A 14,239-nucleotide genomic window follows, 5' to 3' on the forward strand; every position below is an offset into this window, starting at 1 on the left:
CGAAGACAGGTGGCGCGGCTCACACCTGAGCCAGGTCCGCGACCTGCCCGGCCGTGCTCACCGGGCGTCCGGCGGCGCCCGTCCCGCCTGCTCCGTTCCAGCAGGCGTTCAGCTCCGGCGCCGGCCCCCGCACCCTGCCCGAAAAGCGGGTGCGGGGGCCGACGTCGTCTCACCCGACAGGCGTCCGAGGACCGGCTGTCCTGCGGCGGCGCCACCAGACGAGTGCCGCGCCGGAGGCCGCGAGGGCCGCGGCGATGCCGCTGATGAGGCCGACGGGGGTGTCGGAGCCGGTGTGGGCGAGGCCGCCGTCGGGGGCGGGCTTGTTGCCGTCCGGCTTCGGGCCGCCCGGGTCGGGAGCAGTCGGGTCGGGGGCCGGGGTGGAGGGCCGGCCGGTCGGCTTCGAACCGGTGGGGGTGGGCGTGGGCGTGGGCGTGGGCTTCGGGTCCGTGTCGTCGTCGCCGCCGTCACCGGTCTGGGTGTCGGTGCTGCCGCCCAGGAGCAGCAGGCTCTCGTTCTCGGCGTCGTCGGTCATCGCGCCGGTGGAGATCTTCGTGGTGCGCGGCAGGTGCCGGTGCTCGGCGGTGAACTGGACGCGGGTGGTGTTGCGCTTGGGGGCCTTGGAGAAGTCGACGCCGCCCATGACGCAGGTCTTGTTCTGCCCGTTCATCTCGCAGGGGTAGCTGTAGTCGCCCTTGGTGAACGACTTCACGTAGTCGTCGAAGGTCTGCTTCGGCTTCCAGTTCTTGTTCTCGCCCCGCAGAGGCCACCGGGTGACGTCGTTGCTGTTGATGACCGGCCGGTAGTCGGTGGCCTGCCGGGCGTCCTGCTGACGGATCCACTCGGCGGCGACGCGGGCGGTGTAGGTGCGGCGCAGGTCCGCGTATGCGGGCGCCTCGTTCACCTTCTTCTCCACGAGCGGGATGATGAACTGGTTGACCAGTCGCTGGGACGTCTGGCGCTGGGCCTGGGTGAGTTCGCAGTCACCGTTGGGGCTGGGGGTGTCGACGTCGGACGCTTCGGAGTTGACCTTCAGCGGTGCGTCGAGGATGTAGATGCCACCGTCCTGTTCCCGGACCTTCGCGGGCTGGGGAACGATCCAGTTGCGGACGACGGTGCCGCAGGGGATGTTCGCCGCGCGCATGGCGTCCCAGTACTGCTTGCCCGGGGCCACGCGGGGATCCATGGCCTTGGCGTAGTCGTGCTTCATCTCCAGGTCGGCCACGAGCAGGACACGTCCGGCGTCGGTCTGGCCGAACTTCCTGTCCATGACGCGGTCGGGCTCGTCCGGGTTGAGGTTGACCCAGAACTTGTCCGGGGTGAGCGCGAGCCAGGTGAGGAAGGAGTCGGAGATGAGCTGCGACGTGGCCTTGCCGCCGTAGCCGAGCCCCGCGTCCTCGTCGACCTTCTGTGCGGAGAACGCGTACGGCAGACCCTTGCCCTTGACCGGCTTGCCGACGTAGGAGAGTTCGAGGGTGGAGAAGTCGACGCCGCCGGCCCCCCGTCCACGCATGCCGTTCGGATCGGCCGCGCGGATACGGTCCATGCGCTCCTTCATCTCCTTCGGGGAGGGAGCGGAGCCGTCGATGATCCGGGATGCTCCGCCGGCGGCGCGGTTGTTGCCTCCGGGGCTGAAGTTGGTGTCGGGCTTGGAGTACTTGCCGCGCGTGTAGTCGGGCTTGCTGGTGGAGCGGTGCTCGTAGGCGGTGACCCTGGGGCGGCCCTTGTCGTCCATTCCGCCCTTCTCGCTCAGCCGCTCGAGGTACCTGCCGGTGGCGCCGTCCTTCGACTCGCCGTTGACGTAGGTGATGCGGGCGTTCTTGCGCCGCGGGTCCTCCAGGAACTTCTCGTTGGCGAAGTCCTGATTGGTGTCGCGCGTCGGGCCGGCCTTGAACTCCAGGAACTGGTTGGTCTTGTAGTTGACGGCGTCGAACTTGCGCACGACTGGCTTGCCGTCCTTCATGACCGGCTTGCCGTCCTTGTCCAGGACGGGGACGTCTTCCTGACACAGCCAGTCAGGACCGAGCAGGCGCATGTCCTTGACGACCTTCTTCTCGAAGAAGTAGCCGCGGCGGTTGTTGTTGTTCGGCAGGATCCAGGCGTCCGACAGCCACTTCTCGAAGCCGCCGTAGCGGGTGTCCTGCCAGGAGTTCCTCGTGAGGTAGTCCCGGTACTGGGCGTAGACGCGGTCCGGGCTGCCCTTGGGGTAGTCCGTGTAGGGCTTGTCGAGGCTTTCCAGGAACTTCCTCTGCTCGTCCTTGGTGCCCTTGAGGGTCAGGCCGTCCAGGGACTGGCGCGGGGCGTCGTAGGTGTACGAGTCCCAGTTCCTCTTGTCCCGGACGTGGATCGACTGCTCCCACGGGAAGTCCGAGCCAGGGTTGCCGGTCAGCTTGAACGTGTCGTCGCAGCGCTTCCCCTTCGCCGCGTGGGCAGTGCCCTGAAGGCCGGGAAGACCGGTGAAGGTGAGCACGCCGGCGCAGCTGAAGGCGACCGCGGCGCGTATCCACATGCGTCGCCGACGCGGCGGTATCGGTTGAGTCACGAGGGTTCTCCAACGGGAGCCCTGTCTACAGATGGCGTGCGGCGCCAGGGGCCCCCGTGACGTGTGTGGCGCCGCAACTACCCACACTAGGCGTCGAGTTGCTGCGGCGGCATACGATATTTCCTGCGCGTCACGGGTCAACTCCCTTTGCTCACAGGATCTTTACGAGCCCATGAGCATCTGCCTTAGGGTGATTCCGTGGATGACATCGACACGCCCGCGTGGGCCGACAACCCCCGGCTGAACGCGTGGCTGGCCGCGCAGCAGGCCGACTTCCCCGCATGGGACGCCGCGCACGGGGGTGGCTGGGACTTCGGCCCGTCGTCGCTGGACCGTCTCGAAAGGCTGATCCGCAGCCGGTTCTCGACGTGGGAGGAGACCGACGGGGCACGCGACACCGTCCTGCTGTCCGTTGCGGCCTGGTACCTGGGCGAGGTCCAGGTACGCCACTGCGGAGCGTCATGGCGCTGCGACCCGGACGAGCCCGACGAGCCGGTTGTGGCGGGCGGCCACCCACTGGTGACCATTGCCCGCGAGAACATGACCGCGGACGAGTGCGCCCGGCTGGACACCGGCGATGACGACGATGACGGCTTTGTTCCGGTCCCGGTCATCGACCCCGCGAGCAGGATCCGCTCCCTGTACGCCTCTCCCGACAGCCACCTGCACGACGTGTTCACCTGGTACGCCCGCTTCACACGATGGCGCCACAGCGTCGCGGACTGAGTCGCCGGCCGGTGCGGGGAAAGGGGCGGCGCGCTCGTCCGGCTCGGCGGCCGGGGCCCTGGTACGGGCCCCGGCCGCATGCTGATGAGCGCGCACGATCGTGGAGTCCACCGAGACGGCCCAGTTCAGATCCTCATCGGCCTCAGACGGTGTGAAGGCCGCCGGGATCTGCCGGGATCCCTTCATCTGGGAGTGCCGGAATGCCCTGCGTGTCAGAGGCGGGTCACAGGCGGGCCGGAGTCGAGGGCGCGGGCGTGCGCTTGCACAGACTGATGAACTCGTAGTCGGCGCCGTAGCGCACTTCGGTGGTCGGAGTCTTCGCCGGGTCACAGGCCCCGGCCGGGGCCACGCCGCCGCTGGTGTTCAAGCGGCGGATCTTCACCACCTCGGACAGCTTGCCGGTGGACTTGCCCGACTGTGTGGCGGTCAGCTCCAGTTCGGGGATGTTGCCCGCACCGTGCGGGGTCTTGCTCGCCACCTTGCCGGTCACGGCACTGCCGTCGCGGGCGATCCACTGCGGGGGGCCGGAGTCCGGGTTGACGAACGAGTGCTTGATGCCGCCCTGAAGGGTGGCGCGGACGCCGCGCTGGGTGAAGGCGAAGGTGTTGTCCGCCTGCTTGGTGCAGGCGTAGATCTGGACGCCAGAGACCACCGACGCCGTGAATCTGCGCTCGACCTTGCCCTGCGCCTCGGCGGCAGCCTGGGGCGCGGCGGCCTGGACCCCGGGCTGAGACGCGAAGCCGGATCCGGTCGTCACGGCGAAGCCGCCCCCGACTATTCCGACGCCCGCAACCAGCCAGGCGATCTTCTTTTTCCCGGTGGCAGTTCGTTTCCTGGACATTCCACTCCTCATTTCGTCATCACGTACAAGCAATCGCAAGCGCGAAAGGATGCATTTCGGGGAACGAAGGCACTGCGCGCTTTCCGGCCTCACCTTCTCCATTCTCCGGAGCGGATGTCAACCGCGAACATTCGCATTTCCGGAGCTACTTTGATGGTGATTACCGGCATCCTTCCCAGCCATTCGACCGGTGCGGAGATCCGCTCTGCGCCCTGATGTACGCACCGGGTCCACCAGGCACTCAGCCATCGCCGGACTCATTGCGGGGATGTGCCGGAACGTCGTGGCAGAGGAGTGCCCAACCCCGGACGCGGAGAGCAGATGTTATGAATCACTGCAGGTCAGAGCAGCGTGATGAACCCGCCTCGATCTCCTTCGCAGGGTCCCGAAATCTTTGGCACGAGGACCGAAACGCCACACCGAAGCGACCGAAATGTTACGACCCGCGGGCTGTTGCTCTTGCCAGAATCCATCGCACTGTGATGCTATGACCCTTTTGGCCTGCGTGCTTTTCTGGTCTCCGGGTTCCCGAAAATGCAGTACGACGCGCACGACCGGGCCGACCGAGAAGAGGTAAGGGGAGCGGCGGATGCGGACTTCCGCATCCGATCCGCATTCTCCCCCTGCGGGGGGGCGCGGTGGCTGTTCGCGCATTCCTCGGCGCGAAACGGCGCCGCCGGTCTCACCCGGCGGTCAACCGCTCCAGGTGTCGCGCCTCCTTTTTCGCGCCGATGCCCTTCAGAGCATCAACCGCCACCGTCATGCCCTTGAGGGCGTAGGCCGGAATCGACCCGTCCAGGTCGAGCAGGCGTGTCAGGGGCTGCCGTACCAGGGAGAGGGACGCGCGGTCCTGGGACAGTTCCCGCCGGGCCAGCCCGAGGTCGTCGGCGAGGCGCGACCACCACAGCGTGCCGTCCGGGCGGGTCGTGAGTGAGGCGCGCAGGGAGTCCGCGAGGGCGTTCGCACCCTCTTCCCTGCGATCGGCGGCGAACAGAAGGCGGGCCTTGCGGCGAAGGGCCGTTGCCTGGGTAATGCTGATTCCCGCGGCGTACCATCCGCTCGCGCGGTGGGTCGCGACATCGCGTTCGAGGTCCGACTCCAGCTTGGCGATCTGCTCCGGGATGTCGAGTCCGGCCAGGGTCTTCGGCGGCCTGCCGACCGACGCGTCCGTGGTGCGGAAGGCGGGATCGATCGGTTCGATGTCGTAGACGGCCCAGCCGTCCAGCAGCAGATCAAGAGTGTGGTGGTAGACCCAGTTCGGATCCCGGAAGTACTGGTTCAACTGGTAGCGACGGCGCGTGCGGTTCGTCAGGTCCGCCACATGCAGCAGGATCGCGCTGTTGGCGTCGATCTCGACCGTCAGCTCGATATCCACCTGCTTCTGCTTCACGGGGAAGGTGATCGTGCCGATCTCCACGTCCTCGTGGGACGTCTTGGACTTCTCGATGACAGGCAGAACGATCTCGCCGCCCGCCCTGCCCACGAAGGAAAGGAGCTCGCTGCGCTGCGTGGGGATGGTCGTCAGCCGCTCCAGCAGGACATGGCCGGCACCGTCCGGGCCCGGCGACTTCTTCATCCTCAGGACGCCGGCGTTCTCTCCTGCGGAGGAGCAGACGATGCCGATGCCCCGGTGGCTGAGGTCCAGCAGCAGCGGGACGGCCCCCTCCCGGGCCGCTGTGGAGCCCGAGAGGAGAGAGGAGTACAGCGCCAGCCCCTGACTCACGGCGAGATCCTGGTACGAGGCCACGAACTCGACATCGCCCAGGATGGCCTCCAGGGACTCCCTGACGGTGAAGATCTTCCCGCCCTGCCCGCTGAGCAGCACGACACCGATCGGCTCGTCGAGGTAGGCGTCGTCGATCGCCGCCCGTACCACCGCCGCGAACCGCTCGGTCAGTTCCTCGCAGACCTCCCTGAACAGCGCCCGGTCGATGGTGAAGTGGTGCGACAGCACCTGGGATCCGACCTCGATGTCCTGGAGCGAGACGACGGCCGACTCGTGCACGGTGAGAAGTTGTTTGGCGCGTTCGGCCTCTCTGAGGATCTGCGCCTCCAGTTCGGCGTCGAACGTCACCTCGCCGTTCCATGCGAACAGGTGCGCCTTGAGCAGCCCCGCGAGCGCGATGTCGAAGTCGAGGCCCCCGAGGTGGTTGTCGCCGTAGACCGACTTGATCTCGTGCACACCGTCGCCGATCTCCGCGACCGCCACGTCGAGGGTGCCGCCGCCGAGGTCGACCACCAGCGTGCAGCCCTCCCACTGCGGCCGGTCCGTGTGCAGCAGTACGCAGGCGATATTGGGCTCCCCGACCATGCGGCGGATCTTCAGCCCGGCCAGCTCGAAGGCTCGCAGCAGGCTGTTCGCCTGCTTGATGCTGAAGTTCGCCGGGTAGGCGATCATCGCCTCGCGCGGCAGCCGCCCCAGCACGTCCTCGGCGTTGCTGCGCAGGCTCCGGATCACGAGCGACGACAGCAGCTCCGCCGAGAGCTCCTTCCCGTCCAGGGAGAGGGCGTAGTCGGTGCCGAGGTGCCGCTTGACCGCGCGTACCGTACGGCCCGCCGAGAACCGTTCCAGGTCGACCGCGCGTGAACCGACCAGATAGTCGAGATCCGGCACGAAGGTGACGACGGACGGCACGAGTCTTCTGCCGTCGCCCGCCGGGACGAAGTGGATCTTCGATTCGTCGTCCGCGACCGCGATGGCGGAGCTGGTGGTCCCGAAGTCGATGGCGAACAGCGGGTTCTCAGGAATCTTCGCGCTGCTCAACCGGATGACAGAGCGCTGCCTGAGCTCCTCCCCCACCCCCGCCGAGGCCCGCCACTCGTTCCGCTTCCTGGGCGAGACGATCTCCAGCTCCACCAGCGCCGCAGGCTCGACCCGTGAGTACGGCTCCTGGAGCGGCTTCTCGTACTCCCGGGCCAGCCGTGGCACCTGCGTCGTCAGATACGCGTCGAGGTTCTCGACGGTGACGCACCGGCCGTCGTCACCGAAGGCGCCGCAGAGGGCTTCGGAGAAGATGCCGGACTTCAGCCGGTCGCTCTCGTACGAACTGGTCCCCGGGGCACACGAACAGAACGAGACCATGCCGGGCGGACAGAGGTTCTCGACATCGACCTTCTCCGTGGTGGCGAAGAGCGACTTGCCCCCCGCGACCGGCGTCCTGCACGCGTCCAGCAGCAGAACGATGTGCATGGCCCCTGTCGCCCGGAGCATCCGGACGAGGAGCTCGAACCTCAGGCTGGTCTCCTCCAGGGCGGAGGTGATCGACTCGCTGGTGATCAGGTAGTCGTTGCCGTCCGCCGTCGAGTGGAAGCCGTGGCCGCTGAAGAAGAAGAACAGCCGGTCGATCGGGTCCGCCGCGTGCCGGGCCAGTTTGGACAGGGTGCGGAGCACGTTGTGCCGGGTCGGGCCGGCGTCCGGCAGACCGTCGGCGAACGTGAAGACGGCTCCGGCCGGGATGTCCATCGAGGCCATGAACATCTCGCGCATTCTCATGGCGTCGAGATGGGCGAACCGCAGGTCCGCGATGTCCTCGTCCTCGTAGTGGGAACAGCCGACGGTGACCGCCACGTTCAAGACGTGGCCCCCGGCTTCCGCTGGAAGATGAGCTTCATCCCACCGTTGACCTCGGCGGAGGTGGCACCGATGAGCCGGACCTCGCCCTTGCCCGTGACCTGGACATGCACTTCGAGCCCGGTCAGTTCCAGGGTGTCCGAGGCGGTCGACGCCTGCTCGAAGACGCCTCCGACGTACTGGCAGAGAGTGGCCACGTTCTGTGCCAGTACGTCGGAACTGATCCGGGTGATGTGCGTGACCGCCGTGCGGGTGCGGGTGAAGACCGACTTCTCGCCGTCGTCGACGCCGTAGTCGATCGTGATGACAGGTACCTGCGCGTCGAGGTGATCGCTGCTCATCTGAACAGTGTTGCGGTTCGGATACCGGCAGACCCGGTAAATCCCCAACTCCCCCTGAAAGAACGTCAATGTGCCTCTCTGCCCCCGAAAGCCGCCAGCGTCCGCTCCAGCATCGGCATCGCCCGCACCACCCTCCGGCTGCGGATCAGCGCGTCCCAGGCCGGCTCGAACTTCTTCCAGCCGCCCGCGTACGCGAGGTGCCGCAGCCGCTCGTGGGTGCCCGGCTGGGCCCCGGCGCCCCGCCAGATGTTCCGCCAGCGGTAGAAGTCCCGGTACGCGCGCCAGTAGCCGTCCTCCAGCTGGCGCGGGGTCATTCCCTTCGGGCGGTAGACGACATGGCGGGTGTCGTACAGGTCCCAGTCCCGGTGGACGATCCGGTCCTCCGCCTCCATCTGCTTCCACAGGCCGGTGGACGGGTACGGCGTCATGATGTGGAAGGTCGCGGTCTCGATGCCCTGCCCGACGGCCCACTCCACCGTCCGGTCGAAGACGTCGGGGCCGTCGTGGTCGAGGCCGAAGACGAAGCTTGCGTTCACCATGACGCCGGCGTCGTGCAGTCTGCGCACCGCTGCGGCGTAGTCCTTGCCGATGTTCTGGTCCTTGCGGCGCTCCGCGAGGTTCGCGCCGTTGACCGTCTCGAATCCGACGAAGAGGCTCCGCAGTCCCGCGTCGACCGCCCGTTCCAGCAGGCGTGGCTGGAGCACCGAGTTCACGGTGCCGGCCGCCTGCCACAGGCGGCCCATGCCGGACATTCCGTCGAACAGCGCCTCGGCGAACCGCCGGTTGCCCAGCAGATGGTCGTCGAGGAAGTACAGATGGCGGCCGGGCAGCCGCTCGATCTCCGCCAGCGCGTCGTCGACGGCCTGGGTGTAGAAGGACTTCCCGCCCTCGAAGAAGGCGTCCTTGTAGCAGAAGTCGCAGTGGTGCGGGCAGCCGCGCGAGACGACGATCGAGTTGGGCACGAGATAGAGATGCCGCTTGATCAGGTCCCGGCGCACGGGCGGGAGTCCGGAGAGGGTGCGCAGCCTGGAGTCGTAGCGGCGCCCGGGGACGCCGTCCCGGAACTCCTTCAGGAACAGCGGCCAGGTGTCCTCGCCCGGTCCGGTGAAGATCGTGTCGGCGTGCCGGGCGGCCTCCTCGGGCAGTGAGGTCACATGCAGGCCGCCCATGGCGACATGAACACCCCGGGCGCGGAAGTGGTCGGCTATCTCGTAGCCGCGCCGGGCCGAGGTGATGTACGGCTGGACGACCAGCAGATCGGGACTCTCCAGCGACTCGATGTCGATCCGCTCGACATGCTCGTCGTACAGCGTCACCTCGTCGTCAGGGCCGAGATAACCGGCGAGGGTCGCGAGTCCCAGCGGCGGGAAGAGCGAGTACTTGATCGGGCGGAACAGCGGGCTGGTCGCTTCGGTCAGTGCGGGCAGGATCATCATCACGCGCATGACAGCCTAGACTCACGGGGCGGCGCGTCCGGTTCCGGCAGAACGCCCCCGGCAGCGATGGCTGCCGGGGGCGGTCGGGTTCAGGCGCCTCAGATGAGGCCGAGCTCGCGGACCGCCGCGCGCTCCTCCTCGAGCTCCTTCACCGACGCGTCGATGCGCGCACGCGAGAACTCGTTGATGTCCAGGCCCTGGACGATCTCGTACGTGCCGTTCTCGGTGGTGACGGGGAACGAGGAGATGAGGCCCTCCGGCACACCGTACGAACCGTCCGAGGGGATGCCCATGGAGGTCCAGTCACCCTCGGCGGTGCCGTTCACCCAGTCGTACACGTGGTTGAGCGCGGCGTTCGCGGCCGACGCGGCCGAGGACGCGCCACGCGCCTCGATGATCGCGGCGCCGCGCTTGGCGACGGTCGGGATGAACTCCTCGGCCAGCCACTTCTCGTCGTTGACCGTCTCGGCGGCGTTCTTGCCCGCGATCTCCGCGTGGAAGATGTCCGGGTACTGGGTCGCCGAGTGGTTGCCCCAGATGGTGAGGCGCGTGATGTCGCCGACCTGCGCGCCGGTCCGCTTCGCCAGCTGCGAGATCGCGCGGTTGTGGTCCAGACGGGTCATCGCGGTGAAGCGCTCGGCCGGTACGTCCGGGGCCGCGGCCTGCGCGATGAGCGCGTTGGTGTTGGCCGGGTTGCCGACGACAAGGACCTTGATGTCATCCGCGGCGTTGTCGTTGATGGCCTTGCCCTGCGGCTTGAAGATGCCGCCGTTGGCGGCGAGCAGGTCGCCGCGCTCCATACCCTTGGTCCGCGGGCGGGCGCCCACGAGCAGGGCCACGTTGGCGCCGTTGAAGGCGACGTTCGGGTCGTCGGTGATGTTGATCCCGCGCAGCAGCGGGAAGGCGCAGTCGTCGAGCTCCATCGCGGTGCCCTCGGCGGCCTTGAGGCCCTGCGGGATCTCAAGGAGGCGCAGCTTGACCGGCACATCCGCGCCGAGCAGGTGGCCGGATGCGATGCGGAAGAGCAGCGCGTAGCCGATCTGGCCGGCCGCGCCGGTCACGGTGACGTTGACGGGAGTGCGGGTCATGGCGATCTCCGTAAGACAGCTGGCGGTAGGGGTCTTCGCCCCTGGTGCTGGACATCTCCTTGATCGATCGGTGTCTCGACATGAAGAGATATCCAGCGGTCAGGCTATCCGACCCGGCACCCTGCCCGCCCGCACCCCCTTGTGGTGCGGCTCACTGCTGTCCGGTGCAGCCGGTGACTCCCGTCTTCAGCTTCGCGCACGCCTTGGCCGCGGTCGGCGCGGTCACCGCCGTCATCGGCGTGTACGCGTCGGTGTCGGTGTTCACCAGACCGTTCTGCGCACGCTCGCCGCCCGCGCTTATCGTCACCGTGTCGCCGAGAGCCGCCTTGGTGATCCGGGCCCAGGACGCCTGGCAGGTCTTGCTGTAGCGGACCTCGACGAGGGTCTTGCCCACCGTCGCGGATGAGACGGTCCTGGCCAGCTCGCCGCCGCAGCCCATCGCCTCCGGGTCCTGGCCCGTGCAGTCCTTGCCGGCGCACTTCACCCCGGCGGGCAGCGGCGGGGTGCTGGTGGCCGGGGGGACCGAGGGGGGCTTGGCCGCGGGCTTGCCGTCGCCGTCGCCGCCGAGGTCGGTCAGGAGAACGGCCGAGGCGATCACCAGGAGCGCGCCCACGACACCGGCCAGGAACATGACGACCTTGCGCTTGCCGCCTTCCCGGCCGGGGGCGGGCGTGGCGCGTCCGGGGGCCGAGGGGCCCTGGTGACCGGATGCTCTCCCGTTGCCGGGCGCGCTGCCGGCGGATATGTACGGCGGGCTCTGGGACGGGTCCTGCGGGTGGCCGTGCGACGGAGGCTCGGTGACGTCCGGCTCCCCGGCTTCCGGCCCTCCGGTGCCCTGGTTACGGCCGCCTGCCGGGTCCGCGGGCGCAGCGGTGCGCCCGCCGGACCGGCCGCTCGCGGCGCCGGCAGCCGCGGGCCCGGATTCTCCGAGCGCCGCGCGCGCCTGGGAGATCCGTATCGCCTCCATCGTCATGTCGTGACGCATCTCGGAGCGGCTCCAGGCGCGCTCCGCGAGCTCCCACATCGTGGTCAGATGGGCCGTGTTCGTGCCGGTCACCTCGGCCAGGGCGACGATCGCGCCCTTGGGCGCGAGCAGCCGTCCGTTCAGATACCGCTCCCACGACGTCTTGCTGTATCCGGTCCGGTCCGCCACCGCCGCGATGTTCAGCCCGCTGCGGTCGACAAGCCGCCGCAGCTGGCTTGTGAACTCTCTGACCTGCGGGTCCAGCTCTTCCGGCAGTGCCTTCCAACGAGGCATGTGTTACCCCCCTTGTCCCCCGAACGTGCCTGATGTGCTCCGCGCAGGCCGACCCCCCGCCGTCCCCACCCGGAGTCCGTGTACCGGACTACCCAGTGGGATGCGCAGGGTCAGGATGTCAGTTCCTGTTGGCGGCGTGCACGGGAGCATCCGGAACGAAGGGCGCGCCCCGTTGCGCGCCCCGCCCCGGCTGCCGCAACAGTCTCCCACCCGTTGCGAGACGATCACACCGTGGCGGAACGGTCACTTCCGTGCCACAGGCACCTGGCGTCCCTTGTCCAGGCTTGGCGCGTCCATGACCCTTGAAACACGGCAGCGCCCGTCCTCCCACGGGGGAGAGGACGGGCGCTGCCGACGTCACAGGGCCGTTCACCGAGGTCGAAGGTGGTCAGAAGCGTCATCCCGGCCAAGGGGCGTATCCGCATCGCCGCAGCGCAGCTCCGGCGCGAGGGCCCTACGTCAAACCCTCGATGTACCGCGGAAGTTGCAGGAATCGCGCGACTACCGCCGCAGGAGGGACAGCCCTTATCTGACGGTGAAGTGGACCGCGTCCTCCAGGAACGGGACGTCCAGCCACGGCTTGGGCTGGGTCACCAGTGCGAGCAGGACGATCAGCGTGCCGAGCAGCCCGTACGTGACCATGTCGGTGAAGCGGGAGCGCACGGCGAGCATGCCGACGGACGGCAGCGTCCGGCGCATCGCGGCGCCGGTGATCAGGGCCACGCCGATGAGCATCGTGCCGACGCGGAAGGCGTCCGCGAAGGCGTCGGTGCCGACGACGATGAGCCCGAGCCCGGCGAGCGAGAGCACGGTGAGCAGCGGCCACTGGCGCGCGGGCGCGGGCGCGCCCCCGGGGGCGGCCCGCCCGCCGCCCTCGGGCCTGGCTGTGTCCCGGGTGAGGGACGGGGGCCGGCGGGAGGGGGGCTTGGGGGCGGCTTCGGGGGCTTCAGGGGCTTCGAGGGCGGGCGTACCGGGCGTGCTGTCCGGGGTGCCGGGCTCGGAGGCTTCGACGTCGGTCCCGGCGCCCGGGGTGCCCGCTTCGGCGTCGGGGGAGTCGCTCTGCGCGTTCATCCCGGCCACCCTCTCTCCGTCCTTGTCCGTGTCCCCGTGCATGTCCCCGTGCGTGTCCCCCTGCGTGTTCCTGTCGTCGGCGCGGCCGGGCCGGGGGTGGATCGCCTCGGCGAGCACGGCCGCTGCCGCCGCGTCCGGGGCGGCCCCTTCGCCGGTGCCCGACCCGCCGGTGCCGCCGCTCCCGTCCCTACGGCCGCCGTCGGCGCCCGCACCCCGGTCCGGGCGCTCGGCCGCAGGGCCGGAGGCCCCGCCACTGCCGACGGGACCCGTACCCGCACCCGTGGGCTCCGATTCGTCGTTCGTGCGTACGCCCATGGGCTCAGCCCTTCCCGGTCCCGGTCAGCCCGCGGCGACGGCGCGCTCGGCGGCCTCGACGACGTTGACGAGCAGCAGCGCGCGGGTCATCGGCCCCACGCCGCCCGGGTTCGGCGAGATCCAGCCGGCGACCTCGGCGACGCCCGGGTGGACGTCTCCGGCGATCTTGCCGTCCTCGTCGCGGCTGACGCCGACGTCGAGGACCGCGGCTCCGGGCTTGACGTCCTCGGGCTTGATGATGTGCCGCACGCCCGCCGCCGACACGATGATGTCGGCCTGCCGCAGATGCGAGGACAGATCGCGGGTGCCGGTGTGACACTGCGTGACCGTCGCATTCTCGGACTTGCGGGTCAGCAGCAGCGGCAGCGAGCGCCCCACGGTGATGCCACGGCCGAGAACCACGACGTCCGCGCCCTTGATCTCGACGCCGTGGTGGCGGAGCAGCGCGATGATGCCGTTCGGGGTGCAGGGCAGCGGGCCGTCGATGCCGAGCACGAGCCGGCCCAGGCTCACCGGGTGCAGCCCGTCCGCGTCCTTGGCCGGGTCCATCAGCTCCAGGACACGGTTGGTGTCGATGTGCTTGGGCAGCGGGAGTTGGACGATGTAGCCGGTGCACTCGGGGTTGTCGTTGAGCTCGCGGACAACCGCCTCGATCTCCTCCTGGGTCGCGGTGTCCGGCAGCTCGCGCTGGATCGAGGCGATGCCGACCTGCGCACAGTCACGGTGCTTGCCGTTGACGTACCAGCGGCTGCCGGGGTCGTCGCCGACGAGCAGCGTTCCGAGGCCGGGGGTGATGCCCCGCTCCTTGAGGGCCGCCACGCGGGCGGTCAGATCGGACTTGATCGCGGCTGCGGTGGCCTTGCCATCGAGAATCTGGGCAGTCATGGCCCCATCCTCGCGGATGGACCCGTCCCGGTTCCAATTCGGGCCACATCCGGGCCTCCCGAAGCGGCCGGAGCCCGGACACAAGAGGTTGCACTTGCACAACACATACGGATACTGACTGGACAAATTGTCGATGTAATAACACGATGATCCGCGCAGTACCGCGGC

At 68.9% G+C, this 14,239-nt stretch carries 10 protein-coding genes and 1 pseudogene; 1 reads left to right on the top strand and 10 read right to left on the bottom strand.

Annotated features, from left to right (window positions below; translation table 11 throughout):
- Window positions 1-169: 169 nt before the first annotated feature.
- Window positions 170-2,539, bottom strand: coding sequence for an LPXTG cell wall anchor domain-containing protein (locus OG293_RS13315; RefSeq protein ID WP_405999018.1), 2,370 nt, complete (start codon window positions 2,537-2,539; stop codon window positions 170-172).
- A gap of 198 nt (window positions 2,540-2,737) precedes the next feature.
- Here OG293_RS13315 and OG293_RS13320 point away from each other — a divergent pair, with 198 nt between their 5' ends.
- Window positions 2,738-3,265, top strand: a complete 528-nt coding sequence (locus OG293_RS13320; RefSeq protein ID WP_406003853.1) for a hypothetical protein — start codon at window positions 2,738-2,740, stop codon at window positions 3,263-3,265.
- A gap of 27 nt (window positions 3,266-3,292) precedes the next feature.
- Here the strand turns inward: OG293_RS13320 and OG293_RS13325 are convergent.
- The 9 genes and pseudogenes from OG293_RS13325 to OG293_RS13365 all read right to left on the bottom strand — a co-directional run.
- Window positions 3,293-3,412: pseudogene (locus OG293_RS13325) on the bottom strand (IS5/IS1182 family transposase); the annotation flags it as partial.
- Window positions 3,413-3,488: 76 nt separating this feature from the next.
- Window positions 3,489-4,106 (bottom strand): DUF3455 domain-containing protein, encoded by a 618-nt coding sequence (locus OG293_RS13330; RefSeq protein ID WP_405999019.1) that lies wholly within the window; start codon window positions 4,104-4,106, stop codon window positions 3,489-3,491.
- A 682-nt stretch (window positions 4,107-4,788) separates the two neighbouring features.
- Window positions 4,789-7,674, bottom strand: coding sequence for an Hsp70 family protein (locus OG293_RS13335; protein ID WP_405999020.1), 2,886 nt, complete (start codon window positions 7,672-7,674; stop codon window positions 4,789-4,791).
- Between the two features lie 2 nt (window positions 7,675-7,676).
- The gene (locus OG293_RS13340) at window positions 7,677-8,018 is read right to left on the bottom strand and encodes a hypothetical protein (RefSeq protein WP_405999021.1); all 342 of its coding nucleotides are present in this window, start codon (window positions 8,016-8,018) and stop codon (window positions 7,677-7,679) included.
- Window positions 8,019-8,083: 65 nt separating this feature from the next.
- Window positions 8,084-9,463: a B12-binding domain-containing radical SAM protein gene (locus OG293_RS13345; RefSeq protein ID WP_405999022.1), complete on the bottom strand. Its 1,380-nt coding sequence runs from the start codon at window positions 9,461-9,463 to the stop codon at window positions 8,084-8,086.
- 89 nt (window positions 9,464-9,552) lie between these two features.
- Complete coding sequence (locus OG293_RS13350; RefSeq protein WP_405999023.1) at window positions 9,553-10,542, bottom strand: malate dehydrogenase; 990 nt, start codon at window positions 10,540-10,542, stop codon at window positions 9,553-9,555.
- 151 nt (window positions 10,543-10,693) lie between these two features.
- Complete coding sequence (locus tag OG293_RS13355) at window positions 10,694-11,800, bottom strand: DUF2690 domain-containing protein (protein WP_405999024.1); 1,107 nt, start codon at window positions 11,798-11,800, stop codon at window positions 10,694-10,696.
- 525 nt (window positions 11,801-12,325) lie between these two features.
- Complete coding sequence (locus OG293_RS13360; protein WP_405999025.1) at window positions 12,326-13,186, bottom strand: DUF3017 domain-containing protein; 861 nt, start codon at window positions 13,184-13,186, stop codon at window positions 12,326-12,328.
- 24 nt (window positions 13,187-13,210) lie between these two features.
- Window positions 13,211-14,071: a bifunctional methylenetetrahydrofolate dehydrogenase/methenyltetrahydrofolate cyclohydrolase gene (locus OG293_RS13365; protein ID WP_405999026.1), complete on the bottom strand. Its 861-nt coding sequence runs from the start codon at window positions 14,069-14,071 to the stop codon at window positions 13,211-13,213.
- Between the last annotated feature and the right edge of the window lie 168 nt (window positions 14,072-14,239).

It is taken from the genome of Streptomyces sp. NBC_00829 (assembly GCF_045161795.1).
In the GTDB taxonomy this organism is placed as follows: domain Bacteria; phylum Actinomycetota; class Actinomycetes; order Streptomycetales; family Streptomycetaceae; genus Streptomyces.

Coding starts and splice junctions, on each gene's coding strand:
- OG293_RS13330 (WP_405999019.1), bottom strand. CDS start 4,106: ATGTCCAGGAAACGAACTGCCACCGGGAAAAAGAAGATCGCCTGGCTG.
- OG293_RS13340 (WP_405999021.1), bottom strand. CDS start 8,018: ATGAGCAGCGATCACCTCGACGCGCAGGTACCTGTCATCACGATCGAC.
- OG293_RS13345 (WP_405999022.1), bottom strand. CDS start 9,463: ATGCGCGTGATGATGATCCTGCCCGCACTGACCGAAGCGACCAGCCCG.
- OG293_RS13350 (WP_405999023.1), bottom strand. CDS start 10,542: ATGACCCGCACTCCCGTCAACGTCACCGTGACCGGCGCGGCCGGCCAG.
- OG293_RS13355 (WP_405999024.1), bottom strand. CDS start 11,800: ATGCCTCGTTGGAAGGCACTGCCGGAAGAGCTGGACCCGCAGGTCAGA.
- OG293_RS13360 (WP_405999025.1), bottom strand. CDS start 13,186: ATGGGCGTACGCACGAACGACGAATCGGAGCCCACGGGTGCGGGTACG.
- OG293_RS13365 (WP_405999026.1), bottom strand. CDS start 14,071: ATGACTGCCCAGATTCTCGATGGCAAGGCCACCGCAGCCGCGATCAAG.